The sequence below is a fragment of the Burkholderia sp. Bp8998 genome, assembly GCF_003854235.1.
Lineage (GTDB): Bacteria > Pseudomonadota > Gammaproteobacteria > Burkholderiales > Burkholderiaceae > Burkholderia.
Genome location: NZ_QTQF01000042.1, coordinates 41,399 through 68,150, shown reverse-complemented (window position 1 = coordinate 68,150; position 26,752 = coordinate 41,399). Strand labels below are relative to the sequence as shown.

The window sequence follows — 26,752 nt, the reverse complement described above, 5'->3', positions numbered from 1 at the left end:
CGTCAGGTTCACGTTGTCGACAGCCGTGCTGTCGCCGAACTTCTTCACGACGTTTTCGATGCGCACGAACGCGTCGTGCGCGGGCCGGCTGCGATGGCCGGAGTCAGCCGGGCTGGCGGAGGCGATACGGTCCATGATCGTCGCCCTCAACCGCCGGACTTCAGCTGCAGCCACAGGCGGTTCTGCATCCGCGCGACGTCGGCGCTGCGCGGCATCGCGAGCGACGTCTTCGCGATCGTGCCGTCCGGCAGGTAGATGCCCGAATCCTGCGCGATCGCCGGCGTCACGAACGCTTTCGCGGCCTTGTTCGCGCTCGGATAGAAGATCTCGTTCGTGATCGCCGCGTTGGTCTTCGGTTCCTCGATGTAGTTGATCCACTTCAGCGCGGCTTCGGGATGCGGCGCATCCTTCGGGATCGCCATCACGTCGAACCACAGCAGCCCGCCTTCCTTCGGATTCACGTAGCGGATCTCGTACGCGCGCTTCGCGTCCAGCGTGCGCCGCCGTGCGACGCTGACGTCGCCCGACCAGCCGAGCACGACGCACACGTCGTTGTTCGCGAGATCGTCCGCATAGCCGGCCGAGCTGAACTGCGTGACGTACGGGCGGATCTTCTTCAGCACGTCGTACGCGGCCTGGTAGTCGGCCGGGTTCTTGCTGTTCGGATCCTTTCCCATGTACTGCAGCGTCGCCGCGAACGCGGCGTCCGGCGCATCGAGCAGCGAGATGCCGCAGCCCTTCAGCTTCGCCGCGTTCGCCGGGTCGAACAGCAGCGCCCAGCTGTCGGTCGGCGCGGCGTCGCCGAGCCGCTTTTTCACGGCCTCCACGTTGTAGCCGATGCCCGTCGTGCCCCAGGCCCACGGCACGCCGTACTGGTTGCCCGGATCGACCTTCGCGATCATCCTCATCAGCACCGGATCGAGGTTCGCGAGGTTCGGCAGCTTCGACTTGTCGAGCTTCTGGTACACACCGGCCTGGATCTGCTGCGCAAGGTAGTTCGAGGTCGGGACAACGATGTCGTAGCCCGAGCTGCCCGCGAGCAGCTTGGTCTGCAGCGTGTCGTCGCTGTCGTAGCTGTCGTAACGGACCTTGATGCCGCTCTGCTTCTCGAAGTTGGGCACCGTGTCCTTCGCGACGTACTCCGACCAGTTGTACACGTTCAGGTTGGCATCGCCCGCACGGACGGACAGGCTGGTCGCGGCGGCCAGCCCCGCCGACGCGACGAGCGCGGCGCGCACGGCCGCACGACGACGAATACGGATACGCATGGGGATTCTCCTTGTGATGGGTATCGGCCGTGGCGCCAGGTCCGGGTCCGGACTCGCGTCAACGCCGTCAAGCGGTGTTCAGCACAAGGGTCAATGTAGAGATCGCGGCCCGCACCGTCAGTCCTGAAAACCGGGACAAACGTCATCGCCGTTCAGGGTCGTTTGGGTAGATTCCCGCGTAGGCAGTCGAAAATATTCGTGATACCTGTAGCGCCACCTGAGTTCTTCGACATCCGACGCCATGAGCGCTGCGCTTTCCACCCCCGATCTCCCGCTGAGTCACGTCGCGTTCGTGACCGATACGCTCGGCGATATCGCGCAAGCGATCGGGACGCCGCGGTTCATGCGCGCCGTGTACGACACACTCGTGCGCTATGTCGATTTCGACGCGGTGCATCTCGACTACGAACGCTGCGTGGCGTCGGGCCGGCGCAGCGTCGGCTGGATCGGCAGCTTCGGGCGCGAGCCCGAGCTCGTCGCGCAGGTGATGCGCCACTACTACCGCAGCTACGCAAGCGAGGACGTCACGTACGCAGCCATCGACAACGAAAGCGACATGCAGCTGCTGCAGGTGTCTTCGCAGCGGGTCGCGAGCGAACTGCGGCACCTGTTCTTCGACGCCGGCGACATTCACGACGAATGCGTGATCGGCGGCGTGACCGGCGGCACACGCTACTCGATTTCGGTCGCGCGTTCACGACGTCTACCGTCGTTTTCGCTGAAGGAGCTGAGCCTGCTGAAGCAGCTGTCGCAGGTCGTGCTGCCGATGGCGTCCGCGCACAAGCGGCTGCTCGGCGCGGTCTCCTCGGACGACGGGCCGCGCGACGAACTCGATCTCGACCTCGTCGCGCAATGGCTTCCCGAACTGCGTGAGCAGTTGACCGCGCGCGAAATGCACGTGTGCGCATCGTTCATCCAGGGCATGACCTCGGCAGCGATCGCGCAGTCGATGGGGCTCAAGACGTCCACCGTCGATACCTACGCGAAGCGCGCGTTCGCGAAGCTCGGCGTCGATTCTCGCCGGCAGCTGATGGCGCTCGTACTCAGGAATGCGTCGCGTCGACACGATGCGTGAATGCCCGGCGAGCGCGCCGTCGAATGGTCGTGCGCGCATCCGCTCTCCGTCTCACCCCGTCACATCACGCTGTGCGCGCACGTCTAACGCCGCCGCATGCCGCCGAACCCGTGTTCGCCGCCGACGAAGGTCGGCCCATGGTGGAAGCCGGTGCCCATCGGAACGCCCACTCGGCCGCGCATGCCCCCGTCGAAGTGACCGAAATGACCGACGTGCCCGAAGTGATCAAAGTGATGCCGATGATGGAAGCGGTCGATGAACACGAAACTCACGCCGGTACCGACGAAGACCGCCGGCCCCCAGTACCACGGGTCGGCGTACGGATAGGCGGTGTCCGGATACCACACGATGCTGCCGTCCATGCCTTGCACCATCTGCCACGTGCCGTCGCTTTGCCGGCATGCCCGCCCGACGATCTGCTGCTCCGTGCCGTCGATTTCCGCTTGCGCGACGACCGCACGGCAACGGGCGCCTTCGTCCGGCGCGTCGTCGTACGTTTGCGCAAGCACACACATGGAACACCCGAGACAGACGACGCCCATCCCGAACCGAAACAAGTTGCACATGATCGGCTCCTGCATTGTTGCCCCCGACCACTCGACCCTTGGCGTCACGGACGACGCGCGGCTTCGTATAGGGTCACCCGATCATTAGACGACGTGGCACGCCGGATTATTCCTGGGGTCGGGATGCGAATCGGCAACACGGAAGCCGCCGGCGCTCATGCCCGCGGCGACCGCCGGACGATGCAGTAGACGCCCGCCGCGGTCACGCCGAACACTAGATGGGCGACCAGCGTGATCGCGCCGCGCACCGGAACGAACCACGGAAAGATCGCGGTGAACACGTGCAGGTTGACGCCGTAGAGAACGAGTCCGAACACGCCGCCCGCGAGCAGCGCGCCACCGGGCGACAGGTTGCGGACCAGCTTCGCCAGCACGGCCGCATAGGCAAGCGACAGCGCGGCATGCACCAGCGTCGCCACGCCCATGATCGTCGGATCGAACCCCGCGGGCGCGCCGAGCGCGGCTCGCCCCATCACGAGGGCCGCCGTCAGGCGTGCGTCGCGCAGCAGGTTGTGAAGGGCGTCTTCGCCGGCAATCGGCCAGAGCAGCAGCTCGATGACGGTCGAGCCGACCGCCGCGCCGAACGCTGCCCAGAGTATCGGGACGGGACCGTCGTGTTTCAATTGCCCTCCGTGATGGCCGCGCGCCGTGCGGCCTTACAACGGACGTTCGCAGTCCGTCCAGTACGCGAACGGATCGCGATGCTTCGGATAGTGCTCGTCGAGCCATTGCAGCAACGTCGCACGCGCATTGTCCATGTCGGCCTTCGACGACGACGTCGTCAGCTCGTGCACTTCGACGGACTTTTCCCGATCCATCACATAGCAGTTCCAGTCGGGGCCGTCGAGATCCGGATCGTCGGACGTCTTCGACGACTTGCGCCAGCCGAACCCCTTGCGCGCATCGATGTAGTAGCGCGGATGCACTTTCAGATACGACATCTCGCCGCCCTGCAGGCTGCTTTCCGCGCGCAGCACGTCGCGTTCGTCGACGATCTGCGTGACTTCCGGCAGCCGGCGCGAGCGCCAGCCGGCCGGCAGCGTCGCCGTCGCCCGCACGGCGTCGTACGGGCCCCACGTCAGGCCCCAGGCTTCGGCCATGCGCTTCATGAACGCATCCGCGCCCGGATAGCCGCGCAACTGGATTCTCGTCGACACCGTGACGTCGACGCGGCCGTCGGCGCCGGCGGGGTCGCCTGCCGCCTCGAACGGGTTGCCCGGGCGCGTCGCGCGCTGCTGCGCGTCCGCGGGCGCCATGCCCGAAAACAGCTGGTCGAGCGCCGCACGCGCTTTCGACGACTTGTCAGGTCTATTCATTCCTCATTCCCTCTGCATTCGAACGATTCAACACGCTCGATTCTCGTTTATCTGTCGGATCCCGCGATTTTCCGCGGTCGCATTGTCGACGATCCGGTATCCCGGGTCGAGCGGCGGCGACATCCGCGCCGCCTTCGTCGCGCCCCTCGACGCCGCTGCCGCCTATTCCAGCGCGGCCCGCATCCGCGCCATCAGCGCGAGCACCTCCGGACGATTCTCGCCCTTCGCATGCACGAAGCGATACCTGAGCGACGACTCGACCTCATGCCGGCTCACGCGGACGAGCGCGCTGCGCCTGAGATACGCATCCGCGATGCGGCATCCGCGCCAACGCCACGCCGAGCCCCGCTTCGGCCGCCGCGAGCACCAGGTTGTAGTCCTCGAAACGGCGATCCTGCGCGCGGCTTGAACGGCATGCCGAGCGCGTCGAACCAGGTGCGCCAGCCGGTCACGTCGAAGTCGTGCAGGAGCGGCATCTCGAGCAGCGCGGCGGCGCCGTTTCGACGGCGCAGCGTGGCCAGTTGCGTGGCCAGCACGCGGAGCGCGACCGGGTAGAGCGTCTCCGGCATGAACTCGCGGGTCTCGAGCTGACGCCAGTTGCCGCGCCCGTACCGGATCGACAGGTCCGCTTCGCCGGCGGCGATATCCACATTGCGAAGCTCGATGCCGAGCTCGATGCGCAATGCAGGCGCCTCGCTCTCCAGCGCATGCTGGCGCTCGACGGTCGCCACGCGCCGGCTGATCGCGCCGTGCGAGACGCCGGAGACATCGGCGGCCGCCAGAAACGAACCCTGGCGCGTCCGATGCAGACGATCTCCAGGCTCGCCAGCGGCGGCCGCGAGCCGCGGTGTCGACGTGACGACCGGCAGCGCTTCCGCCACACGCTGCGCGTGTGCGCCGAGCCATCGGCCCGGCGTCGCACCGAGCTGTGAGCCATATTCATACCCGCAGGTCGACTCGTGCGCTAGCTTAACATCTCGCCACGCCGCACCGTCGCCGCATGAATACGCTTTCCTCCTCGTCGCGCGGCGCGCGACTGCCGCTCGGCTTCATCGAACGGCAAGACCGATCCGAACAACGATCCGGCAACGGTCCGGTGAAGCCGGGCCCCGTCATCTGCAAAGCATGGATGCCCATGCGGTTCGTCGCGGCCCGCACTCGTTTGCCGACGCGGCTGGACTTGACCGTTAGTTGCATCGAGAAGATGACGTGCTCGTCCCTGTATCGCGATGAAAGTGTGCAGACAAATCGACCGAACAGTTCCCGATTGATTGCGCCGCACTGTCCATGGTCATCGGCATCGGAGCGGCCGAATAATCGGAGCAATCGACGGCGCGAGAGGGTCGCCCATCTGCACGACGGAACGCAACACCACCGCGCGAGCGGCATCACATTTGCGCAAGCCTGCGCAATTCGCCGAAGCGAGCGGAAACGCGTTCCGATATATTCATACCAATTGCGTGTCGTCAGACGAAATCGCCCGCTCGCCCGGGCACTGCGTGGCGCCAGCGTCGTTCGTCGACATCGACAGCCTGGCGACATGCAAGCCGAACCCGTCATGGGTCGTGGGGACTCGTCCGGCACCCCGACCGCCTCACAAGGGCGCGCGGCCGACCGGACGGCAACGGAAATATCAATCAACGGAGATGGCAGATGGAACGAAGCATTGTCGGCATGCGCTGCAAACCCCTGATCACCGCCGCACTGGCCGCCGCCGCATTCGCGGCCGCGTCGGGCGCGATGGCCGATCAGGTCGTGAAGATCGGCAGCGTCGAACCGACGACGGGCGGCATTTCGCACCTCGGCAAGGACAACGAGAACGGTGCGCGCCTCGCGGTCGAGGAAATCAATGCGAAGGGCCTGACGATCGGCGGCAAGAAGATCACGCTGCAGCTCGACGCGCAGGATGACGCGGCCGACCCGCGCCAGGCCACGCAGGTCGCGCAGAAGCTCGTCGACGACAAGGTCATCGCCGTCATCGGCCACCTGAACTCGGGCACGTCGATCCCGGCGTCGAAGATCTACAGCGACGCGGGCATCGTGCAGATCTCGCCGTCGGCCACGAACCCGACCTACACGCAGCAGGGCTTCAAGACGACCTACCGCGTGGTCGCGACCGACGCGCAGCAGGGTCCGGCACTCGCGAGCTACGCGCAGTCGAAGGGAGTGAAGAGCGTCGCGGTGATCGACGATTCGACCGCGTACGGCCAGGGCCTCGCGAACGAATTCGAGAAGAAGGCGAAGGCGCTCGGCCTGAAGGTGCTGTCGCACGACGCGACCAACGACAAGGCGGTCGACTTCCGCGCGATTCTCACGAAGGTCAAGGGCGAGAACCCCGACGCGATCATGTACGGCGGCATGGATGCCACCGGCGGCCCGCTCGCGAAGCAGGCGAGGCAGCTCGGCATGCGCGCGAAGATCCTGTCCGGCGACGGCGTGTGCACCGACTCGCTGGCCGAGCTGGCCGGCCCGGCGGCCGACAACGTGCTGTGCTCGCAGGCGGGCGCTGCGCTCGAGAAGATGCCGGGCGGCGCGGCGTTCCTCGCGAAATACCAGAAACGCTTCAACCAGGGCATCAAGTTCGATGCGCCGTTCGCGTACGACGCGGTCTACATCGCGGTCGACGCGATGAAGCGCGCGAACTCGACGGACCCGGCGAAGATCCTCGCGGCGATGCCGTCGACGAAGTATGAAGGCGTGATCGGCACGACGACGTTCGACGCGAAGGGCGACCTGACGCACGGGATCATCTCGATCTACGGCTACAAGAGCGGCAAGAAGACCTTCCTCGACCAGGTGAAGATGTAACACTCCGCGACGCCGGCACGACGGGCACGCCACCCGTCGGCGCCGGCGCCTCGCGGGCCGATTCAGGTTTTGCGGAGACGAAGCGACATGTGTGCAATGGCGTATGCGGAATTTCAACAGGAGTTGAAGAAAGCGCAGTTGACGGCGCGCGAGTTCGCCCGCCTGATCCGGATGAACGAAAGCTCCATCACGAACTATTCGAGCAAGGGCACCGTCCCTTCCCACCTCGCGGTCATCGCGACCCTCATTGGCGCGCTCGCCGCGCACGAGATCGATTTCCGGCACGTGATCGGCAAAACGGGCATCGAGCCGAAACGGCCGCGCGGCGTCGGCGCGTTTCCGGCGGCGGGCAAGCCGCGCACCGCAATGCGCCGAAACGGCGATTCATGAACGGCAGCGGTCGATCGGCCGCCGCGCTGCAGCAGTTCCTGATTCACGCATGCGGCACGTGAAGCGCGTCGCGCGCGGCTTGCCGCTCAGTGAGAAATACGCTCGGGCGACTGGCCGAGCGTTTTCGGGCCCATCGAGCCGATCGCGCGCACGACGGGTGTGATCGCGCCGGCGCTCCCATCGCAACAGGCCGGACGCGCCCCTCTCACGCCGCGTCGAGCCCATCCCCCGTCACCCCGCCGCACGCACATGCTCGAGCAGCGCCTGCAGTGGATGACGCAGCTGTCGCGCGGACATGCGCTTCACCTGGCTGCGGCACGAATACCCGGTCGCCAGCGCTTCACCCTGCTCTTGCGGCGCATCGACATGCGCGGCCCACGATTGCGCATAGATCGTCTTCGACGTCTGCAGGTTGCGCGCCTCGTGCCCGTAGGTCCCCGACATCCCGCAGCACCCGGTCGCCTGGACCGCCAGGCGCAGCCCGCGACGCGCGAACACCTGCGCCCACTGCTTGCCGCTGTCCGGCGCGTTGGTCTTCTCGGTGCAATGCGGCAGCAGCCGATACACCGCCGACAAGCCGCCCGCGCCCGCCCCGGCCTCCGGCATCGCATCCAGCAGCCACTCCTGCGGCAGCGCGACCTTCGGCACGTCGGCGAGCCCCGTCACCTTCAGGTATTCCTGCCGATACGTGAGCGTCATCGCCGGATCGAGGCCGACGAGCGCGACACCCGAGCGCGCGAGCGCGGCCAGCTGCGTCGCGTTGCGAATCGCGGCCTGCTCGAACGCACGAAGAAAGCCCTGCACGTGCAACGCCTTGCCGTTCGGCGCGAGCGGCGCCAGCCACACCTGGAAGCCGACGCGCGCGGCCAGCTCGATCAGCGTCGCCAGTTGCTCGGTGTCGAAGTAGCGCGTGAACGTGTCCTGCACGATGACGACGCTGCGCGCGCGCTGCGCATCGCTCAACGCGGCGAGCGCATGCGGATCGGCCGGTCGCACGTCCCATTGCCGGATCACGGCCGCGAGATCGAAGCGGCTCAAGAGCGGACTGTCGACCATCCCGACGTGCCGCTCGAGCAGCGTGCGCATCCAGCCGGCACGCATCAGGCCGTTGTACAGCACCGGCACGCGCGCCATCCACGGCATCGTGAATTCGAGCGAGCCGATCAGGTAGTCGCGCACCGGCCGCAGGTAACGCTGGTGATACAGCTCGAGAAAGCGCGAGCGGAACTCGGGCACGTTGACCTTGACCGGGCACTGTCCCGCGCATGACTTGCACGCGAGGCAGCCGGCCATCGCGTCGTACACCTCGTGCGAAAAGTCGGCTTCGCCGTTGCGCGCGGCGCGGCTGTTGCGCCAGCGGGTAACGAAGCCGCTCATGAACGGCTGCCGCGCGCGCGCCGCCGCGACGACGTCGATGCCGGCCTGTCCTTGCAGGCGCAACCATTCGCGCATCAGCGACGCGCGCCCCTTCGGCGACTGCACGCGTTCGCGCGTCGCCTTCCACGACGGGCACATCGCGTCGTCCGGATCGAAGTTGTAGCACGCGCCGTTGCCGTTGCAGTGCATCGCGGTGCCGTAGCTCTGCCAGACGCGCTCGTCGATCTGCCGGTCGTGTTCGCCGCGCGTAGGCACCTCGTCGATCTTCAGCAGCCGCAGCGTGTTGTCCGGCGGCGTCGCGATCTTGCCCGGGTTGAACTGGTTGTGCGGATCGAACGCGGCCTTCAGCTGCTGCAGCGACGGATACAGCTCGCCGAAGAACGCCGGCGCATATTCGGAGCGCACGCCCTTGCCGTGCTCGCCCCATAACAGGCCACCATGCCGCTGCGTGAGCTCGGCCACCGCGTCCGACACCGGCCGCACCAGCGCGGCCTGCTTCGGATCCTTCATGTCGAGCGCAGGACGCACGTGCAGCACGCCCGCGTCGACATGGCCGAACATCCCGTACTGCAGCCCGTGGCCGTCGAGCAGCGCGCGGAATTCGGCGATGTATGCGGCCAGGTTTTCGGGCGGCACCGCGGTGTCCTCGACGAACGGTTGCGGGCGCGCCTCGCCCTGCACGTTGCCGAGCAGGCCGACCGCGCGCTTGCGCATCGCGTACACGCGCTTCACCGCATCGTCGCCGGTCGCGAGCGTGTGGCCCAACCGTTCGACGCTCGTGTCGGTGCGCAAGTGCTCGACGAACGCGCGCACGCGCGCATCGACGTCCTGCGCATCGTCGCCGCTGAATTCGATCAGGTTGATGCCGAGCGTCGGACGCGCGTCGTCCTGCGGAAAATACTCGGCCACGCTGCTCCACACGAAATCCTTCATCGCGAGCATCAGCACCTTCGAGTCGACCGTCTCGATCGACAGCGGCTTGCGTTCGAGCAGCGCGCGCGCGTCGCGCAGCGCGTCCATGAAGCCGGCGTAGCGCACGTTGACCAGCACCGAATACTTCGGGATCGGCAGCACGTTCAGCTTCGCCTCGACGACGAAGCCGAGCGAGCCCTCCGCGCCGCACAACACGCTGTTCAGGTTGAAGCGGCCGTCCGGTTCGCGCAGGTGCGCGAGATCGTAGCCGGTCAGGCAGCGATTGAGCTTCGGAAACTTCGCGTCGATCAGCGCGGCCTTTTCGTCGCTGATCCGGCGCGCGGTGCGATAGACCTTGCCGACCCGGTCCTGCCGCGCGCAGCAGCGTTCCAGTTCGTCGTCCGCGAGCGCGTGGCTGTGCAGCGGCTCGCCGCCCATCAGCACGAAGTCGAGCGCGAGCACGTGGTCGCGCGTCTTGCCGTACGTGCAGCTGCCCTGCCCGCTCGCGTCGGTGTTGATCATCCCGCCGACCGTCGCACGGTTAGACGTCGACAGCTCCGGCGCGAAAAACAGGCCATGCGGCTTCAGCGCGGCGTTGAGCTGGTCCTTGACGACGCCCGCCTGCACGCGCACCCAGCGCGCGTCGGCATTGATTTCCAGGATCCGGTTCATGTTGCGCGACAGGTCCACGACCACGCCGTCGGTCAGCGACTGCCCGTTGGTGCCGGTGCCGCCGCCGCGCGCCGCCACCGCGACTTCGCGGTGCGCGGGTTCGGCCAGCAGCCGTGCGAGCAGCCGCACGTCGTCCGCATGCGCGGGACAGATCACCGCCTGCGGCAGCCGCTGGTAGATCGAGTTGTCGGTCGCCTGCACGGTCCGGTTCGCATGGTCCGCGCGGATTTCACCGGCGAATCCGGCCGCCTGAAGGGCGGCGAGAAAATCGCGGTAACGGCCCTCGAGCGGGCGGGCGGGACGGGGCAACGGAGCGATCGACATGGGATGAAAGTGCAATGTGGGTGGAGCCGGTGCGCTGCCTCGGTCATAACCATGAGTTTTGAGCAAGGTTCCACGCAACCCGGAAATCCAGTATCTTGCGAATCAGCGCGAGAAACAAACGAATTCTCCCCCGGCAAAACTTGCATAAAACTCATGAATTACCGTCGCCTGACCCCGTCCATGTCGCTGCTGCTGGTGTTCGAGGCCGCCGCGCGGCACGAAAGCTACACGCGTGCGGCCGACGAGCTGTCGCTGAGCCAGAGCGCGATCAGCCGCCAGGTCCAGACGCTCGAGGATCAGCTCGGTGTGCCGCTGTTCCGGCGTGAGGGCCGCTCCGTGAAGCTGACGGAAGTCGGGCGGCGCTATTTCGCCGAGCTGAGCGGCGCGCTCGGGCGCATCCGCGGCGCGACGCTGCAGGCGATGTCGCACCAGGCCGGCGCCGGAACGCTGCGGCTCGCGACCTTGCCGACCTTCGGCTCGAAATGGCTGCTGCCGCATCTGCACGACTTCTATGCCGCGCATCCGGGCGTCACCGTGCACCTGCATTCGCGGATCGGCGGCATCGACTTCCACACCGACGATCTCGACGCGGCCATCACCGTCGGCGCGGGCGACTGGCCCGGCCTGCACGCGCATCGGCTGTACAACGAGTTCCTGATCGCGATCGCGAGCCCCGACGCAACCGGGCGCCGCAAGGCCGGCCCGCGTGCGCCGGCATGGGCGGTCGGGCAGACGCTCCTGGGCGTGACGAGCAATCAGCACGCGTGGGCCGAATGGTTCTCGCATTTCGGGCTCGATCATCGCGAGATGCGGATCGGCCCGAGCTTCGAGCTGACGTCGCACCTGATCCAGGCCGTGCGCGCCGGAATGGGGATCGGCCTCGTGCCGAAGGTGCTGGTGGAAGACGAACTGAGCCGCCACGAACTCGTGTCGATCGGCGACGCGATCACCAGCCAGCGCAGCTACTACCTCGTGTATCCGCCGGAAAACGACACGCTGCCGTCGCTCGTCGCGTTCCGCGAATGGCTGCTGAAATCCTGCTGAAACGCGGCCGCCGACGGGCCGCTCAGGTGCGCCATTCGCCGAGAATCTGCTCGGCCAGGTAGTCGCACGGCGGGCGCGCGGACTGCGCGCTGCGCGCGAGCACGACCTCCATTTCGCCGAGTGGCGGCAGCCCGTGGCTTTCCGACAGCTGCACGAGATGATCGGGAATGCAGCAGCGAGCCAGCGGCGCGACCGCGAGCCCCGCCTCCACCATGCTGAGCAGGCCGAGGTGGCTCGGGCTTTCGTACGACATCCGGTACGGGATCTTCCGCCGGTTCAGCGCCTTGACCGCGTGATCGCGCGCCATGCTGCCGCCGTGCGTGAAAAAGGCCACCGGCAGCGGCCGCTCTTCCCATACGTTGCGCTTCGGCGACCCGACCCAGACGAGCGGTTCGAGCCGGATCAGCTCGCCGGTCACGCCCTTGATGCGCGTGAGGCACGCCAGGTCGACGGTATTGTCCTTGAGCATCGGCACCAGCGCGCTGCTCGGCTGGCCGATCACGCGCACTTCCACGCGCGGATGCATCGCGGCGAACTTGCCCAGCACCTGCGGCAGCAGCGACGAGATGTAGTCGTCGGGCACGCCGATCGTCACGCGGCCGCTGATCTCCGGGCGCACGACCGACGCCCACGCCTCGTCGCGCATCGCCAGCATCCGGCGACCGTACTCGGCGAGCATGCGGCCGTCGTCGGTCGCCGTGACGTTGCGCGTGTCGCGGATGAACAGCGGCTTGCCGAGCGCGTCTTCCAGCGCCTTGATCTGCATGCTCACCGCCGACGGCGACCGGTGCACGGCCTGCGCGCCCTGCGCGAACGAACCGGACTCCGTCACGGCCACCACCATCGCCAGCACATCGAGATCGAGCTTTTTCATTTTCCTCAGAAAATCTGATCAATCGATTCAGTTTATCCCGTTTTACTGTCCGCCTCCATGATCGGACAATGAATCCCATCGACGTTCATCGCAGGAAACGGCAACCATGCACACTTCAGGCTCGCTCTACGGATTTCTGGTCATCGGCGGGATGCTCGCGGTCACGCCGGGGCCGAACATGGTCTACGTGATGTCGCGCTCGATCGCGCAGGGGCGCACCGCCGGATTGATCTCGCTGGCGGGCGTGATGGTGGGTTATCTGTTCTACATGTTCGGCGCGGCGTTCGGGATCACCACGCTGTTCCTGAGCGTGCCGTATGCGGGCACCGTGCTCGGCGTGGTCGGCGCCGCGTATCTGCTCTTCCTCGCGTGGCAGGCCGTGCGCCCCGGCGGCCGTTCGCCGTTCGAGGTGAAGGCGCTGCCGAGCGAGCAGCCGCTGCGGCTGCTCGCGATGGGCGCGACGACCAGCGTGCTGAACCCGAAGCTCGCGATGCTGTTCGTGTCGCTGCTGCCGCAGTTCATCGACTACCGGCAAGGCAGCGTGTTCGGCCAGTCGCTCTTTCTCGGTTCGCTGCTGATCGCCGCGTTCGCGTCGGCCAACGGGATGGTCGCGATCTGCTCGAGCGCCATCGCGAAGTTCCTGCACGGGCGTCCGGCGCTGCTGCTGGCGCAGCGCTGGGCGATGGGGATGGTGCTGGGCGGCCTCGGCGTCGAGATGCTCGTCGATGCTTCGAGGATGGCGGGCGCGGCGTGATGCGCGCCGCGGTGTGCGGCGGATCGCGGATCACGTCAGGCGCGTGCTGCGCCGCCCGTCGCAAAGCCGCGCTTCATCGTGGCCGGCGACGCGCATCGCCGGCCACGGCGCCCACCCGATCACGCCATCGTGCGCGATCGCAGCGGGCCCCGGACCGTCACACACCCCGCACCCCGCATCACGCGGCGACCGCCCGATGCCGCTGCGCTTCGAGTTCGCGCACGAGCGGCAGCACGCGCTGGCCGAAGTACTCGACTTCCTCGATGAAATGCAGGAACCCGGCGAGCACGAGATCGACGCCGACCGCCTTCAGCGCGACGATCCGTTCGGCAATCTGTTGCGGCGTGCCGATCAGGTTCGTCCGGAAGCCGTCGTTGTACTGCACGAGATCCTCGAACGTGGATGTCGCCCAGTTGCCCTCGCCTTCCGGCGACGCGCGGCCGGCCTCCTTCACCGCGTCGCCGAACGCATGCACGGCTTCCACATGCGCGTGCCGGATGATGTCGTCGAGCACGGCCCGCGCCTCTTCCTCGGTGTCGCGCGCGATCACGAACGCGTTGACGCCGATCCGCACGCGATGGTTGTTCGCGGCGGCCTTCGCGCGGATGTCGTCGATCTGCGCCTTCAGGTTCTCCGGCGTATTGCCGTTCGTGAAATACCAGTCCGACACACTGGCCGCGTTGTCGCGTGCCGCACGCGAGCTGCCGCCCTGGAAGATCTCCGGATGCGGTTTCTGCACGGGCTTCGGGCTCAGCGTGTAATCGTTGAAGCGGTAGAAGTCGCCCTTGAACGTGAAGTTGTCCTGCGTCCAGATCCCCTTCAGCGCCTGGATGAATTCCTTCGAGCGCCGATAGCGTTCGTCGTGCTCGAGCCACGGCTCGCCGATCGCGGTGAATTCGCCCTTGAACCAGCCGCTGACGACGTTGATCGCGATGCGTCCGTTCGAAATGTGGTCGATCGTCGCGAGCTGCTTCGCGACCACGGCCGGATGCCAGGGCCCCGGCAGGATCGCCGCGAGCACCTTGAGTTTCGTCGTCGCGTGCAGCAGCGCCTGGCTGAACGAGACCGATTCGTGCTGGTATTCGGCGCCGTAGCCGGCCGTGAAGCGAATCTGGCTCAGCGCGTAGTCGAAGCCGGCCGCCTCGGCCGTGCGCGCGAGTGTCTGGTTGTACTCGAGGCTCCAGTCGGTACGCTGCTCGATCGTGCTGACGACGAGGCCGCCGCTGACGTTCGGCACCCAGTACGCGAATTTGACGCCGTCGGCCGAAGGTTCGTGATTGCTCATGAAAGGTCCTGATCGAAGGGAAAACGCGTCATGCAGCCACGGCGGCAATCGCCCGCGGCTGGAGTTGCGGCACCGCACGGTCGACCGCGAGCGCGATGCGTGCGCGCAGCGCGAAGTTCGCGACCTCGTAGCGGTCGAAATCGCTTTCGGCCGCGTACACGCCGATCGGCAGCGTGCGCGCCTGGAAGAAGCTGAAGAGCGGCCGCAGTTGATGGTCGATCACGAGCGCGTGGCGCTCGCTGCCGCCGGTGGCCGCGAGCAGCACCGGCACATCGACCAGCGACTCGTGATGCACGAGGTCGAACAGGTGCTTGAAGAGGCCCGTGTACGACGCACGATACACGGGGCTCGCGACAACGAGCGCATCGGCCGTCTCGATCGCGCGGATCAACGCGTCGAGATCGGGCGGCACCTGCGCCCGCTTCAGCGCGCCGGCCAGGCGGCTGCCGATCTCGCCGAGTTCGATCAGTCGCGTGTCGATCGGCAAGGCGTCGCCAAGCGTGCTGACGATCGCGTTCGTCAGCGCCAGCGTGCGCGACGGCCGTTGCAAGCCGCCCGAAATGGCGACGACGTTGAGGGTGTTGCTCATGCCATGCGTTCCCGTTGTCGAGCCGCGCGTAGTCGCGCCGATATCGTGTCGGGTTCGCAAGGAGCGTGCCATTGTCGACGGCTACGCGATGGCGCCGATCATCTGCATCACGAAGTTTCCTTCGATCGCCCGCCGGGTACGGCTTCCGCTGCCAAATAGCCAGCCGTGACAAGCATTCCGGGAATCGCATCACATCGATATGCCGCGACACGATGAACCCACGGAAACAGCGTTGCTGATGCGCTGCTGCTCAATCAGCAGTATCGCGCCCGCCGTTCGTCCGGTCGCAGCAGTCGGGCACCGTCGCATCGAACGCGATGACATCGAATCCGCTGTCACAACAGCGCACGCCCGCGCCATTGCATCCTGCGCAGCAAATCCGCTTTCGATATCAGAAATCGATGTTTCCCGGGCGGCGCAAAACACTGAACACTCTGCTGACCGGGGCTGCAACCGAACCGCGGCGCTCGTCGGCGCGGGTCCGGCCCGTTCGATCGACTCACGCCTTCATCGCCATGACTTCCCTGTTCGCCACGCCGCGCCCGGTCAATCTTCGTGTCGTCACGGCGCAACTGGACGAATCGCGCAGCGCGCCCGTGCTCACACGCCCGGCGCGTCACGCGCCGGCCCGCGCGCACGTATTCGTCGATCCGCGTTCGCTCGCGCTGCTCGAGCGCGTGCGGCTCGTCGCGCCGAGCGACGCGAACGTGCTGATCGTCGGCAAGACCGGCACCGGCAAGGAGCTGATCGCGCGCCACGTGCACGACCTCAGCCATCGCGGCAGCGGGCCGTTCGTCGCCGTGAATTGCGGCGCGCTCTCCGACACGCTCGTCGACAGCGAACTGTTCGGTCACGAGAAAGGTGCGTTCACGGGTGCGACCGGCGCGAAGCCGGGCTGGTTCGAGGCCGCGAACGGCGGCACGCTGTTTCTCGACGAGATCGGCGACCTGCCGCTGTCGATGCAGGTCAAGCTGCTGCGTGTATTACAGGAGCGCGAAGTCGTGCGGCTCGGCTCGCGCACGGGCATCCCGATCGACGTGCGCGTGGTGGCCGCAACCAACGTCGACCTGCAGCAGGCGGTGACGGCCGGGCGGTTTCGCGGCGACCTGTTCTATCGGCTCAACGTCGTGCATCTCGACGTGCCGACGTTGCGCGAACGGCCCGGCGACATCCTGCCGCTCGCGCGCCACTTCCTCGACGCATACCGCGGCCGCCTCGGCCGCGGGCCGCGCGGCATCGATCCGCGCGCGGCGCGCCGGCTCGAAGCGCATGCGTGGCCCGGCAATATCCGCGAACTGGAGAACGTGATGCATCACGCGCTGCTGGTGAGCCGCCACGATGCGCTGCAGGACACCGACCTGAACCTGTCGTCGTCGTGCGTGCCGGTCACGACCGCGGGTGCGCGGGATGCGGCGAGCTGTGCGCCCGCTCAGGAAGCGCTCGAACTGGCGCTGTGCGCGCTGTTCGACGAGGCGCACGAGAACCTGTTCGAGCGTATCGAGGACACGGTGATGCGCGTCGCATTCGATTTCAGCCACCGCAACCAGATCCAGGCCGCGCGACTGCTCGGCATCAGCCGCAATGTGCTGCGGGCGCGGCTGATTCGCGCGAAGGCGATCGCGGCGGTCAGATAGCAGGAAGCGCGCGGCGGCAGCGACATATAGCGCCGCGATTTCGCGATGCGGGTAGCGCTCGCGCCGAGCCCGCCACGATCCACCTGCGTCATCCGCCGCCGCAAGCGATGCGGAGCGCCGCGCCGCCACGGTGAGCAGCGGGCAACGGGTAATGAGCCGCCCCGCCGCTCACCGCTCGGCGCGTCACTACTTCCCGACGCCGCCGAGCACGCCGCCAAGCAGCGACGTCACCGATGCCAGCGGATTCGCCGCAGAACCGGCGCTCGATCCCGTGCCGCCCGCCGCGCTGCCAAGCGTCCCGGTGACTGTCGAGACGAGACCCGTCACCGGTGCCAGCGGGCTTCCCGCACCGGCACCTGCCGTGCCGCCGAGCGCGCCGGTCACCGAACCGAGCGGTGTCGAGCCGAGTCCCGACAACAAGCCGCCGAGCGGCCCCGCCCCGCCCGTCGCGCCATTCGTCGGCCCGCTCTGCACGGTCGCGACCGAAGCACCGGCGAGGCTCACGATGAGACCGGGAATCGGCGCGATGCCGTTCGGGCCGTTGTGGTTGACGAGCCCGCCCGCGTTCGTCACGGTGTTACCGACCGCACCGACGAGCCCGCCTGCCGCGCCGACGATCTCACTCGCCGGGCCGACGGCCGGCTGCGCCGGGATCCCCAGCCGCCAGCCCACCGTCGATAGCGCGCCGCCGACCTGCCCGAGCAGGCCCGCCACCGGTTGCCCGAGACCCGTCGTCGCGCCGATCTGCTGCGTGGCCTGTCCGGCCGTGATGACGAGCGGCGTGACGGCCGAGCTGAGCGGTCGCGTCACCTGTTGCACGGCGCCCGACGCCAGCGTCGCGCCGATCGTGTTGCCCGCCGTGCCGAGGCCGCCCGCCACGGTGTCGAGCACCGCGCCGACGGGTGTCGTGACCGGCGCGAGCGGCGCCAGCGGCCCCGCGCCGAGCGCGCGGACCGTCTGCGCGAGGCCCGCGACCGGATTGCCCGTCGTGGCAACGACCTGGCCGAGCCCGGCGACCGTCGTGCCGACCGGATCGGCCGTCGAGCCGATCCGCCCGAGACCGTCGCTCAGCGCATTGGACGCCGCGCGCGTGATCGTGCTGACGCTCGAGATCGTGTCGCCGGCGCTGCGCGTCACGTTGTTGCCGAGTCCGGGCAGCGACATGCCGTCCACGGTATTGCCGACGGCGATCGCGAGCTGGCCCGCCGTGCTGATCACGCCGTTCGTGCCGGGCGCGCCGCTGGTCCCCCAGCCGCCGTCGGTCACGTTACCGGGTCGGGTGACGCTCGCGCCGCTGGTGCTGGCGGCCACGCTCGACGGCGCGGTGACGTCGTTGCCGCCACAGGCGGTCAGTGCGCCGGCGGCGGCCAGCATCGCGGCGGACGTGAACATGCGGGTTCGATACATGATGGTCTCCTCGCGGTCCGGGCGATGGAATGTTCGAATATGGACCGGGAAACAATCAGCATTTTCCATGCCATTGCGCGGACGAACGGGGCGTCGCAGCCGCCAGGCCAGCATCCGCACGGGGGACGCGCCGCCTGCCCGCGATCACGATCGACCCGCTCCGGGCCCATGAGTGGCGCTGTTATCGTTACATTCGTGCTACGAATGCTTCGATGTTACGTAACGTGTAACGCTGACCATGCGGCACGCCGTTTTTCGATCGCGCCGCCTACGATCCACAGTACGTCGCCCGGCCGGCACCGCCTGCGTGCCGCCGGCCTCCGTCCCACCGTCAGGAAACCGTCGCCATGAAACAGCTCGTGAACCACCCGTCCGATGTCGTGCGCGAAATGCTCGAAGGCATCGCACGGCAGTCGCCGCATCTCGCGATCCTCGGCGACGAGCACGTGCTCGTCCGCCAGCCGCTGCCCGAGCCGTCGCAGCGCCCCGTCGCAATCCTGTCCGGCGGCGGCAGCGGCCACGAGCCCGCACATGGCGGCTATGTCGGCGAAGGGATGCTCAGCGCGGCCGTCTGCGGCGAGGTGTTCACGTCGCCGTCGACCGACGCCGTGCTCGCCGCGATCCGCGCGAGCGCCGGCCCGAACGGCGCGCTGCTCGTCGTGAAGAACTACACCGGCGACCGCCTCAATTTCGGGCTGGCCGCCGAACTCGCACGCGCCGAGGGCGTACCGGTGGAGACGGTGATCGTCGCCGACGACGTAGCGTTGCGCGGCCGCGTCGAGCGCGGACAGCGGCGCGGCATCGCGGGCACCGTGCTGATCCACAAGCTGGCCGGCGCGGCCGCCGCGCGCGGGCTGCCGCTTGTCCGCGTCGCGGAAATCGCCCGCGATGCGGCGGTCGAGCTCGGCACGATGGGCGTCGCGCTCGACGGCTGCACGATCCCCGGCGCCGACCAGTCGGGGTTCAGCCTCGCCGACCACGAGATCGAACTGGGCCTCGGCATCCACGGCGAGAAAGGCGTCGAACGCACCGCGCCGATGCCGGCCGATGCGCTCGTCGAGACGCTGCTGTCGAGTATCGTCGCCGACCTCGTGCTCGATCGCGGCGAACGCGTCGCACTGTTCGTCAACGGTCTCGGCGCGACGCCGGACATGGAACTGGCGATCGTGTTGCGCGCCGCGTACGACAACCTGAGCCGGCGCGGCATCACCGTCGCGCGCGCATGGGCCGGCACGTTCCTGTCCGCGCTGAACATGCCCGGCTGCTCGATCTCGCTGCTGCGGCTGAACGACGAACGCTCCGCGCTGCTCGACGCGCCGACGCAGGCGCGCGCATGGCCTGGCGGCGGTGCCGTCAACGCGCGGATTCGCGTGGCCGCGGCATCCGCGCACGCGCAACCGCTGCCGCCGCTCGATGCGGCCGGTCAGGCGTGGGCCGCGCGGCTGCAGCCGGCGCTGCACGCGGTCGCGCAAGCGTTGATCGACCACGAAGCGACCCTGACGGAACTCGACACGGCTGCCGGCGACGGCGATCTCGGCGCGAGCATGCATCGCGCCGCGCAGGCGATCCTCGCGTTGCCGGAAGCCGCGTACGGCACGCCGGCCGGTACGCTCGCGGCGCTGGGCGCCGCGTTGCGCCGCGCGATCGCGGGCAGCTCGGGACCGTTTTACGCGACCGCGTTGCTGCGCGCATCACGGCGCCTCGGCGACGCTGCCGAACCGTCGGCGCGTGATTGGGCCGCGGCCTTCCGCAGCGCGGTGGATGCGATCGGCGAACTCGGCGGCGCACGCGCCGGCGACCGGACGATGCTCGACGCGCTGGTGCCGGCCGCCGATGCGTTCGACCGCGCGCTCGATCATGATCGCGCCCCCGCGAGCGCATGGGCGGCCGCCGTGGAAGCCGCCGAACACGGCGCGCGGCAAACGGCCGGCATGACGCCGCGCGCGGGACGCGCGCGCTATCTCGGCGAGCGCGCGATCGGCACGCCGGATGGCGGCGCGGTGGCGGTTGCGCACTGGCTGCGTGCGTTGCTGCCGCACATCGGCTGAAGATCGCGCGCGGCCGTGCTCAAAGGCCTTCGACCAGCACCACGCGATAGCGCGCGCCCTTGAACCGGTGCTGGACGACCGTCTGGTATTCGGGGCCGTGATACCACGCGTGCGCGGCCTCCTTCGACGGGAACTCGACGATCACGACACCTTCCGGACCTTCGCCTTCCAGCGTTTCCTGCTGACCGTATGCGGCAAGCACCTTCACCGGATGGCCGGCGAGCGTGGCGCCCACCTCGCTCCCATAGATGTCCAGTTCGTGCTGGTCCTGCGTGCTTTCTCGTGTAAACACAATGTAGGTAGCCAAAATACGTACTCCCGATGCGATGCGTGAAAGAGATGACCGCGCGCCGCACTGCACGGCGAAACATCGCGCGGCTGCACGCAGCTTACCGATGTTCCGCGAATTCGGCTGCGAGCGCGAACCGAAGCCCGAACCGGGAAACGAACGCCACGGATCGGCAGGACCGCCAACACGATGATCCCCCGTGTACGACATGATGGCGGCCTGCGCGATCGGGCGGGTGGCGCTGGCGGGCGTGATCGAGACGCGCGAGTGTTCGTTGCGCGGCGAGACGGTACCGGGGCAAGCAGGCCGATGCGCGATCGGTTTCGGTTTCCCATAAACGGCATCCCTCGCATCGCCCGCTCGCCGAAGTCGTACCGCCGTAGAAGGGATTGCGGTCCGCCTCGTTCATCGGCGCACCGCGCGTCAGCCGGGCGACGAAATCCGGGTTCGCGAGGATCATCTGGCCATAGACCCTCCAGGTCGGCCAGCCCCGTCGCCACGTCGGCCGCGCGGTCACGACCTTACAGCTTGACCCGCCCCGTGCCCACCGCCTAAATTGCTCGTTGCAGGTCGGCGCCCCGGCATGCGGCATGACACCAGGGTGACAAAAAACGATAGTTTGCTATCGAATGTTTTTGCCCCTATCATCTCGCCCATGACCAATCTGCACGACCTTCGCCTCGCCGTCAGCAGCCTGCTGGTGCTTACCGCGCGCAAGTGGCGCCGCACGAGCGACGCCGTGCTGACCGCGTACAACGTGTCCGAAGCCTGCGCGACACCGCTGCTGATCGCCGGCCGCCTCGGTGAAGGCGTGCGCCAGGGCACGCTCGCCGAACACGTCGGCATCGAGGGGCCATCGCTCGTGCGCCTGCTCGACCAGCTGTGCGCGGCCGGCCTCGCTCGCCGCGACGAGGATCCGCACGACCGCCGCGCGAAAACCATCTCGCTGACCACCGCCGGCCGCACGGTCACCGCGAAGATGGAAGAAGACCTGCGCGTGCTGCGCGCCCAGGTGCTCAAGGGTGTCACGCGCGCCGATCTCGAAGCGACGCTGCGCGTCCTGAACGCGTTCAACGCGGCCGATGCGCAGCATCCGGCGTCGCGTCCGCCCCACCCCGCCGATTCCGCGTCATGACCTATCCGAGCCTTCGCGACTGGCTGTTCTCGGGCAAGACGTTCGCCGCGTCGATGCTGGCGCTGTACCTCGGCCTGTATTTCCAGCTGCCTCGCCCTTACTGGGCGATGGCGAGCGTCTACATCGTGTCGAACCCCTTCGTCGGCGCGACGCGCTCGAAGGCGCTGTATCGCGCGCTCGGCACCGCACTCGGCGCGGCCGCCGCGATCCTGTTCGTGCCGCCGTTCGTCGAGACGCCGTTCCTGTTCAGCATCATCGTCGCGACGTGGTGCGGCACGCTGCTCTACCTCGCGATCTCCGACCGCACCGCGCGCAGCTACGTGTTCATGCTCGCCGGCTACACGATGCCGCTGGTCGCGCTGCCGACGGTGACCGATCCGTCGACGATCTTCGACGTCGCGATCGCGCGGACCGAGGAAATCGTGCTCGGCATCGTGTGCGCGAGCGTGGTCGGCAGCGCCGTGTTCCCGAACCGGCTCGCGCCGACGCTGATCGAGCGCACCGACGCATGGTTCAAGGACGCCGCGTTCTACGGCCGCGAGACGCTGTCCGGGCACCTCGCGGGCAAGGCGCTGTCCGCGTGCCGGCAACGCCTCGCCGCGACCATCACCGGCCTCGAATTCCTGCTGAGCCAGCTGAGCTACGACCACGCGCATCCGCGCGTGCTCGCGCGCGCGCAGGCGCTCGCGGGCCGGATGCAGCTGTTCCTGCCGCTGATGTCGTCGCTCGCCGATCCGCTGATCGCGCTGATGCGCGACCTGCACGTGCGACCGCCGGCGCTCGACGCGCTGCTCGCCGACGCCGCGAAGTGGTTCGAGGCGCCGTTGCCGGCCGTGAAGGCCGTGACCGACGGCGAGATGGCCGACGACCCGGTCGCGGACAACCTGCGCGCGCGCATCGCGTCGCTGCAACCGCCCGACAGCGCGCTGACGAGTTGGGAAGGCGCGCTGCTGTCGAACGCGCTGTGGCGGCTGCACCAGGTCATCGACATCTGGCAGGACTGCCGCTCGCTGCGCGCGCTGATCGCGAACGAGTCGGGCGTCTGGCAGCCGCGTTACCGGCACTGGCGGCTCGGCGGCACCGAACGCTTCTTCGATCGCGGGATGATGCTGTTCTCGACGCTGACCGTGGTCGGCGCGATCGTGTTCGCATGCTGGCTGTGGATCCAGTCCGGCTGGCACGACGGCGCCGGCGCCGTCACGCTCGTCGCGGTCGCGTGCAGCTTCTTCGCGGCGCTCGACGAGCCCGCGCCGCTGGTGTTCAGGTTCTTCCTGGCCACCACCGCGAGCGTCGTGTTCGCGGGCCTGTACCTGTTCGTCGTGCTGCCGCACGTGCACGACTTCGCGATGCTCGTGCTGATGTTCGCGGGGCCGTTCATCCTGATCGGCACGCTGCTGCCGCGCCCGCAGTTCAACATGGTGACGATGCTGGTCGCGGTGAACACCGCCACCTTCATCAGCATCCAGAGCGCATACGAGGCCGATTTCTTCGTGTTCCTGAACAGCAACCTCGCGGGCGTCGCCGGGCTGCTGTTCGCGTACGTGTGGACGCGCGCGACGCGTCCGTTCGGCGCGGAACTCGCGGTGCGGCGCCTGCTGCGCTCGGGCTGGGAGGACGTCGCGCGCTCCGCGTCGACGCAGCCGCTCGACGACCAGCGCAACCATGCATCGCGCATGCTCGATCGCGTCACGCAACTGCTGCCGCGCCTCGGCGCGTCGGACGACCACCGCCATCCGTCGATCGAGAGCTTCCGCGACCTGCGCATCGCGCTGAACGCGCTCGACCTGCGCCGTTCGCGCCGCAAGCTGACGGGCGACGTGCCCGACGCGATCGACCGCGTGCTGGCCGGCGTCACCGATCACTACACGCGCTGCGCGGCCGCGAACGCGCGCCAGCCCGCGCCGCCGGCGCTGCTCGCGTCGATCGACGACGCGCTGCAGCGCGTGGCCGGCCGCAACCTGCCGGGCCCGTCCTCCGCGCCGGCGGACGACGCCACGACGCCCGAAGCACCCGCCGCGCCGACCACGCCCGCGACGCACCGCTGGCTGCGCGATACGCTGCACGCGCTCGTCGGCCTGCGCCTGTCGCTGTACCCGGCCGCGTCCGCGCAGCCGCCGCAAGCCGCACCGGACGGAGCGCGCGCATGATCCTGCTTTCCAACCTGTCTTTCCGACCGCGACCATGATCGGCGAAATCGACATCTTCGGCGTATTCGTGCCGGCTCCGCTCGTGCTGATGCTGATCGCCTACCTGATCAACATCGTCGTGCGCGTGCTGCTCGAACGCGTCGGCTTTTACCGCCTCGTCTGGCACCGTTCGATCTTCGACCTCGGCATCTACGTGTTCGTGCTTGCCGCAGTCGTCATCGTGTCTCACCATCTCGTGGCTGGCTAACCGTGAAAAAAAACTGGCTCTCGGCAGGGCAGATCCTGCTCACCCTGATCGTCGTCGTCGTGGCCGCCCTCGTGCTGTGGCGGATCATCAACTACTACATGTTCTCGCCGTGGACCCGCGACGGGCACGTGCGCGCCGACGTGATCCAGGTCGCGCCCGACGTGTCGGGGCTCATCACCGCGGTGCAGGTCGCCGACAACCAGGAAGTCAAGCGCGGCCAGGTGCTGTTCGTGATCGACCAGGCCCGCTACGCACTCGCGGAACGGCTCGCCGAAGCGACGCTCGCGCAGCGCCGCGCGACGCTCGCTCAGGCGAAGCGCGAATATGCGCGCAACCTGCAGCTCGGCAACCTGGTCGCCAGCGAACAGGTCGAGGAAAGCCGCACGCGCGTCGAGCAGGGCGAAGCCGCCGCCGCCGATGCGCAGGTGTCGCTCGACACCGCGAAGGTCAACCTGCAGCGCACGACGATCGTGAGCCCCGTCGACGGCTACCTGAACGACCGCGCGCCGCGCGTCGGCGAATATGTGCCGGCCGGCCGCGCGGTGCTGTCGGTCGTCGACCGCAACTCGTTCCGCGTCGACGGCTACTTCGAGGAAACCAAGCTGCGCGGCATTCATATCGGCCAGCCGGTCGACATCGTCGTGATGGGCGAGCCGCATCCGTTGCGCGGCCACGTGCAGAGCATCGTCGCCGCGATCGAGGATCGCGACCGCACACAGGGCGCGAACCTGCTGCCGAACGTGAACCCCGCATTCAGCTGGGTGCGGCTCGCGCAGCGCGTGCCGGTGCGCGTGGTGCTCGACGAGGTGCCCGACGACTTCCGGATGATCGCCGGCCGCACCGCGACCGTTGCGATGCGCACCGACACGCGCCGCGACGACAAGGCGAAGCCGGCAGCCGGCGCTTCCGCGACGGCGACGGCAACGGCTTCGGCGCCCGCGGCTGCGAGCGCGACGGGAGCCTCGCAATGAAGCGGCACGGCCTGCGCCTCGCTGCGGCGCTCGCGCCGCTCGCGCTCGCACTCGGCGCGTGCAAGTCCGTCGGCCCCGACTACACGCTGCCGCAGCAGGCGTACGTGAATGCGCCGCTCGCGAACCATGCGCTCGACGACGCGAACGGCGCGCTCGTCTCGCGCGACGCGGTGTCCGGCAACTGGTGGCAGCTGTACGACGATTCCGTGCTCGACACGCTCGTGCGCGACGCGCTGAAATCGAACACCGACCTGCGCGTCGCCGCGGCCAACCTCGCGCGTTCGCGCGCGGCGCTGGAAGTCGCGAACGAACAGGGCGGCTTCTCCGGCAGCGCGGAAGCGGCCGTGCAGCGCGCGCAGGAATCGGCCGAGCAGTATCTGCTCGAAAACAAGCTGCCGGTCGTGAACGAAGGCGCGGTCGGCATCAACATATCGTACGAGCTCGACCTGTTCGGCAAGCTGCGGCGCGGCGTCGAGGCCGCGCGCGCGGACAGCGAGGCCGTGCAGGCCGCCGCCGACCTGGCACGCATCACCGTCGTCGCGGAGGTCGTGCGCGCGTACGTCGAATCGTGCTCCGCCGGCGACGAACTCGCGATCGCGAAGCAGTCGCTCGCGCTGCAGCAGCAGCGCGTGAAGCTGTCGCAACGGCTGCGCGATGCAGGGCGCGGCAACCAGACCGACGTGACGCGCGGCGTCACGCAGGTGCGCACGCTCGCCGCCGACATCCCGCGGTTCGAAGGCCGCCGCAAGATCGCGCAATACCAGCTCGCCGCGCTGCTCGCGCGCTCGCCGGCCGACCTGCCGAAGGCCGTCGCCGAATGCGACCGGCTGCCGACACTGCGCCAGCCGATTCCGATCGGCGACGGCGCCGCGCTGCTGCGCCGCCGTCCCGACGTTCGCGAAGCCGAGCGTCAGCTCGCCGCCGCGACCGCGCGGATCGGCGTCGCGACCGCCGCGCTGTATCCGTCGGTCAGCATCGGCGCGTCGGCCGGCTCGGTCGGCGTTGCCGCCGACCTGTTCTCGTCCACCACGAATCGCTGGTCGTTCGGACCGCTGATCAGCTGGTCGTTCCCGGTCAACGGCCAGCGCGCGCGCGTGCGCGAAGCCGAAGCCGCGACCGGCGGCGCGCTCGCGCATTTCGACGGCGTCGTGCTGAACGCGCTGCGCGAAACGCAGTCGAGCCTCGCGACCTATGCTGCCGACGTGCAGCGCACCGATGCGCTGCGCACGGCCTACGAATCGGCGCGCAGTTCCGCTGACGAAACGCACCGGCTCTACACGGCCGGCCGCGAGTCGTTCATCTCGGATCTCGATGCCACACGCACGCTGACGAGCGTGCGCGCGCAGGTCGCCGCGGCCGAAGGGCAAGTCGCCGCCGACCAGGTAAAGCTGTTCCTCGCGCTCGGCGGCGGATGGGAAGGCGATGCCGCGGCCGCTGCGGCGCAGCAGACGACGACGGGCACAGCGGCCGCAGCGTCGGCCGCTGTGAAGTAAGCGCGCGCCGGCACGGTGGGCACGACGTGCCTGCTGTTCCCGCACCATCGTGCGTGGTTTCGCATGTCCGGTATGTCGATGCCGACGTCGCGCATCACCTGCATTGCCGGTAAACTCGTCCGCAGTT

Annotated in this window: 23 protein-coding genes and 3 pseudogenes; 13 read left to right on the top strand and 13 right to left on the bottom strand. The window is 68.3% G+C overall.

The window, feature by feature from the left end; all coding sequences use genetic code 11:
- Both DIE06_RS31095 and DIE06_RS31090 read right to left on the bottom strand, forming a co-directional pair.
- A pseudogene (locus DIE06_RS31095) lies at window positions 1-135 on the bottom strand (polyamine ABC transporter ATP-binding protein); the annotation flags it as partial.
- 11 nt (window positions 136-146) lie between these two features.
- The gene (locus tag DIE06_RS31090) at window positions 147-1,268 is read right to left on the bottom strand and encodes a polyamine ABC transporter substrate-binding protein (RefSeq protein ID WP_124664707.1); all 1,122 of its coding nucleotides are present in this window, start codon (window positions 1,266-1,268) and stop codon (window positions 147-149) included.
- Between the two features lie 241 nt (window positions 1,269-1,509).
- Here DIE06_RS31090 and DIE06_RS31085 point away from each other — a divergent pair, with 241 nt between their 5' ends.
- Window positions 1,510-2,343: a helix-turn-helix transcriptional regulator gene (locus tag DIE06_RS31085; RefSeq protein ID WP_124664706.1), complete on the top strand. Its 834-nt coding sequence runs from the start codon at window positions 1,510-1,512 to the stop codon at window positions 2,341-2,343.
- Window positions 2,344-2,426: 83 nt separating this feature from the next.
- Here DIE06_RS31085 and DIE06_RS31080 read toward each other — a convergent pair whose 3' ends face one another.
- From DIE06_RS31080 to DIE06_RS31065, 4 genes and pseudogenes are all read right to left on the bottom strand, one after another.
- On the bottom strand, window positions 2,427-2,909 hold the full coding sequence (locus tag DIE06_RS31080) for a hypothetical protein (protein ID WP_124664705.1): 483 nt from the start codon (window positions 2,907-2,909) through the stop codon (window positions 2,427-2,429).
- Window positions 2,910-3,064: 155 nt separating this feature from the next.
- Window positions 3,065-3,532 carry a sodium:proline symporter gene (locus tag DIE06_RS31075; protein ID WP_124664704.1) on the bottom strand — a complete coding sequence of 156 codons (468 nt, stop codon included), beginning with the start codon at window positions 3,530-3,532 and terminating at the stop codon, window positions 3,065-3,067.
- Between the two features lie 33 nt (window positions 3,533-3,565).
- Window positions 3,566-4,225 carry a nitroreductase gene (locus tag DIE06_RS31070; RefSeq protein ID WP_124664703.1) on the bottom strand — a complete coding sequence of 220 codons (660 nt, stop codon included), beginning with the start codon at window positions 4,223-4,225 and terminating at the stop codon, window positions 3,566-3,568.
- A gap of 162 nt (window positions 4,226-4,387) precedes the next feature.
- Window positions 4,388-5,168: pseudogene (locus DIE06_RS31065) on the bottom strand (LysR substrate-binding domain-containing protein).
- A 710-nt stretch (window positions 5,169-5,878) separates the two neighbouring features.
- Between DIE06_RS31065 and DIE06_RS31060 the strand changes: the two are divergent.
- Both DIE06_RS31060 and DIE06_RS31055 read left to right on the top strand, forming a co-directional pair.
- Window positions 5,879-7,033, top strand: coding sequence for a branched-chain amino acid ABC transporter substrate-binding protein (locus DIE06_RS31060; protein WP_124664702.1), 1,155 nt, complete (start codon window positions 5,879-5,881; stop codon window positions 7,031-7,033).
- Window positions 7,034-7,120: 87 nt separating this feature from the next.
- Window positions 7,121-7,423 carry an XRE family transcriptional regulator gene (locus tag DIE06_RS31055; protein ID WP_124664701.1) on the top strand — a complete coding sequence of 101 codons (303 nt, stop codon included), beginning with the start codon at window positions 7,121-7,123 and terminating at the stop codon, window positions 7,421-7,423.
- Window positions 7,424-7,654: 231 nt separating this feature from the next.
- Here the strand turns inward: DIE06_RS31055 and DIE06_RS31050 are convergent, their stop codons facing one another.
- Window positions 7,655-10,708 (bottom strand): FAD-binding and (Fe-S)-binding domain-containing protein, encoded by a 3,054-nt coding sequence (locus DIE06_RS31050; protein WP_124664700.1) that lies wholly within the window; start codon window positions 10,706-10,708, stop codon window positions 7,655-7,657.
- A gap of 153 nt (window positions 10,709-10,861) precedes the next feature.
- On the opposite strand from DIE06_RS31050, the gene DIE06_RS31045 reads away from it, so the two are divergent.
- Window positions 10,862-11,752, top strand: a complete 891-nt coding sequence (locus DIE06_RS31045) for a LysR substrate-binding domain-containing protein (RefSeq protein ID WP_124664699.1) — start codon at window positions 10,862-10,864, stop codon at window positions 11,750-11,752.
- Between the two features lie 22 nt (window positions 11,753-11,774).
- Here DIE06_RS31045 and DIE06_RS31040 read toward each other — a convergent pair whose 3' ends face one another.
- Window positions 11,775-12,626, bottom strand: a complete 852-nt coding sequence (locus DIE06_RS31040; RefSeq protein WP_124664698.1) for a LysR substrate-binding domain-containing protein — start codon at window positions 12,624-12,626, stop codon at window positions 11,775-11,777.
- 106 nt (window positions 12,627-12,732) lie between these two features.
- Between DIE06_RS31040 and DIE06_RS31035 the strand changes: the two genes are divergently transcribed.
- Window positions 12,733-13,380 (top strand): LysE family translocator, encoded by a 648-nt coding sequence (locus DIE06_RS31035; RefSeq protein ID WP_124664697.1) that lies wholly within the window; start codon window positions 12,733-12,735, stop codon window positions 13,378-13,380.
- 178 nt (window positions 13,381-13,558) lie between these two features.
- Here the strand turns inward: DIE06_RS31035 and sfnG are convergent, their stop codons facing one another.
- Together sfnG and msuE are read right to left on the bottom strand one after the other, a co-directional pair.
- The gene (sfnG, locus tag DIE06_RS31030) at window positions 13,559-14,665 is read right to left on the bottom strand and encodes a dimethylsulfone monooxygenase SfnG (protein ID WP_124664696.1); all 1,107 of its coding nucleotides are present in this window, start codon (window positions 14,663-14,665) and stop codon (window positions 13,559-13,561) included.
- 28 nt (window positions 14,666-14,693) lie between these two features.
- Window positions 14,694-15,254 carry an FMN reductase gene (gene msuE / locus DIE06_RS31025; protein WP_124664695.1) on the bottom strand — a complete coding sequence of 187 codons (561 nt, stop codon included), beginning with the start codon at window positions 15,252-15,254 and terminating at the stop codon, window positions 14,694-14,696.
- 515 nt (window positions 15,255-15,769) lie between these two features.
- Between msuE and DIE06_RS31015 the strand changes: the two genes are divergently transcribed.
- Entirely contained in the window at window positions 15,770-16,888 is a 1,119-nt protein-coding gene (locus DIE06_RS31015; protein ID WP_124664694.1) for a sigma-54-dependent Fis family transcriptional regulator, read from the top strand.
- 186 nt (window positions 16,889-17,074) lie between these two features.
- Here the strand turns inward: DIE06_RS31015 and DIE06_RS31010 are convergent, their stop codons facing one another.
- Window positions 17,075-18,295 (bottom strand): collagen-like triple helix repeat-containing protein, encoded by a 1,221-nt coding sequence (locus DIE06_RS31010; RefSeq protein ID WP_124664693.1) that lies wholly within the window; start codon window positions 18,293-18,295, stop codon window positions 17,075-17,077.
- A gap of 347 nt (window positions 18,296-18,642) precedes the next feature.
- Here DIE06_RS31010 and DIE06_RS31005 point away from each other — a divergent pair, with 347 nt between their 5' ends.
- Window positions 18,643-20,343 (top strand): dihydroxyacetone kinase family protein, encoded by a 1,701-nt coding sequence (locus DIE06_RS31005; protein WP_124664692.1) that lies wholly within the window; start codon window positions 18,643-18,645, stop codon window positions 20,341-20,343.
- A 19-nt stretch (window positions 20,344-20,362) separates the two neighbouring features.
- Here DIE06_RS31005 and DIE06_RS31000 read toward each other — a convergent pair whose 3' ends face one another.
- Window positions 20,363-20,650 (bottom strand): DUF1330 domain-containing protein, encoded by a 288-nt coding sequence (locus DIE06_RS31000; protein ID WP_124664691.1) that lies wholly within the window; start codon window positions 20,648-20,650, stop codon window positions 20,363-20,365.
- Between the two features lie 181 nt (window positions 20,651-20,831).
- Between DIE06_RS31000 and DIE06_RS38525 the strand changes: the two genes are divergently transcribed.
- Window positions 20,832-20,969, top strand: coding sequence for a hypothetical protein (locus DIE06_RS38525; RefSeq protein WP_185733512.1), 138 nt, complete (start codon window positions 20,832-20,834; stop codon window positions 20,967-20,969).
- 36 nt (window positions 20,970-21,005) lie between these two features.
- On the opposite strand, the pseudogene DIE06_RS39210 reads toward DIE06_RS38525, so the two are convergent.
- Window positions 21,006-21,150: pseudogene (locus tag DIE06_RS39210) on the bottom strand (alkene reductase); the annotation flags it as partial.
- 137 nt (window positions 21,151-21,287) lie between these two features.
- Between DIE06_RS39210 and DIE06_RS30990 the strand changes: the two are divergent.
- The 5 genes from DIE06_RS30990 to DIE06_RS30970 are packed head-to-tail and all read left to right on the top strand — an operon-like array spanning window position 21,288 to window position 26,625.
- A complete protein-coding gene (locus DIE06_RS30990) occupies window positions 21,288-21,767 on the top strand; it encodes a MarR family winged helix-turn-helix transcriptional regulator (RefSeq protein WP_124664690.1) in 480 nt (159 codons plus the stop codon).
- Window positions 21,764-23,914, top strand: coding sequence for an FUSC family protein (locus DIE06_RS30985; RefSeq protein WP_124664689.1), 2,151 nt, complete (start codon window positions 21,764-21,766; stop codon window positions 23,912-23,914). Before DIE06_RS30990 ends, DIE06_RS30985 begins: the two co-directional genes overlap by 4 nt.
- Window positions 23,915-23,948: 34 nt before the next feature.
- Window positions 23,949-24,161, top strand: a complete 213-nt coding sequence (locus DIE06_RS30980) for a DUF1656 domain-containing protein (RefSeq protein WP_124664688.1) — start codon at window positions 23,949-23,951, stop codon at window positions 24,159-24,161.
- A gap of 2 nt (window positions 24,162-24,163) precedes the next feature.
- Window positions 24,164-25,132 carry an HlyD family secretion protein gene (locus tag DIE06_RS30975; protein ID WP_124664687.1) on the top strand — a complete coding sequence of 323 codons (969 nt, stop codon included), beginning with the start codon at window positions 24,164-24,166 and terminating at the stop codon, window positions 25,130-25,132.
- Complete coding sequence (locus DIE06_RS30970; RefSeq protein WP_124664686.1) at window positions 25,129-26,625, top strand: efflux transporter outer membrane subunit; 1,497 nt, start codon at window positions 25,129-25,131, stop codon at window positions 26,623-26,625. The genes DIE06_RS30975 and DIE06_RS30970 overlap by 4 nt, the downstream gene beginning before the upstream one ends.
- Window positions 26,626-26,752 lie beyond the last annotated feature (127 nt).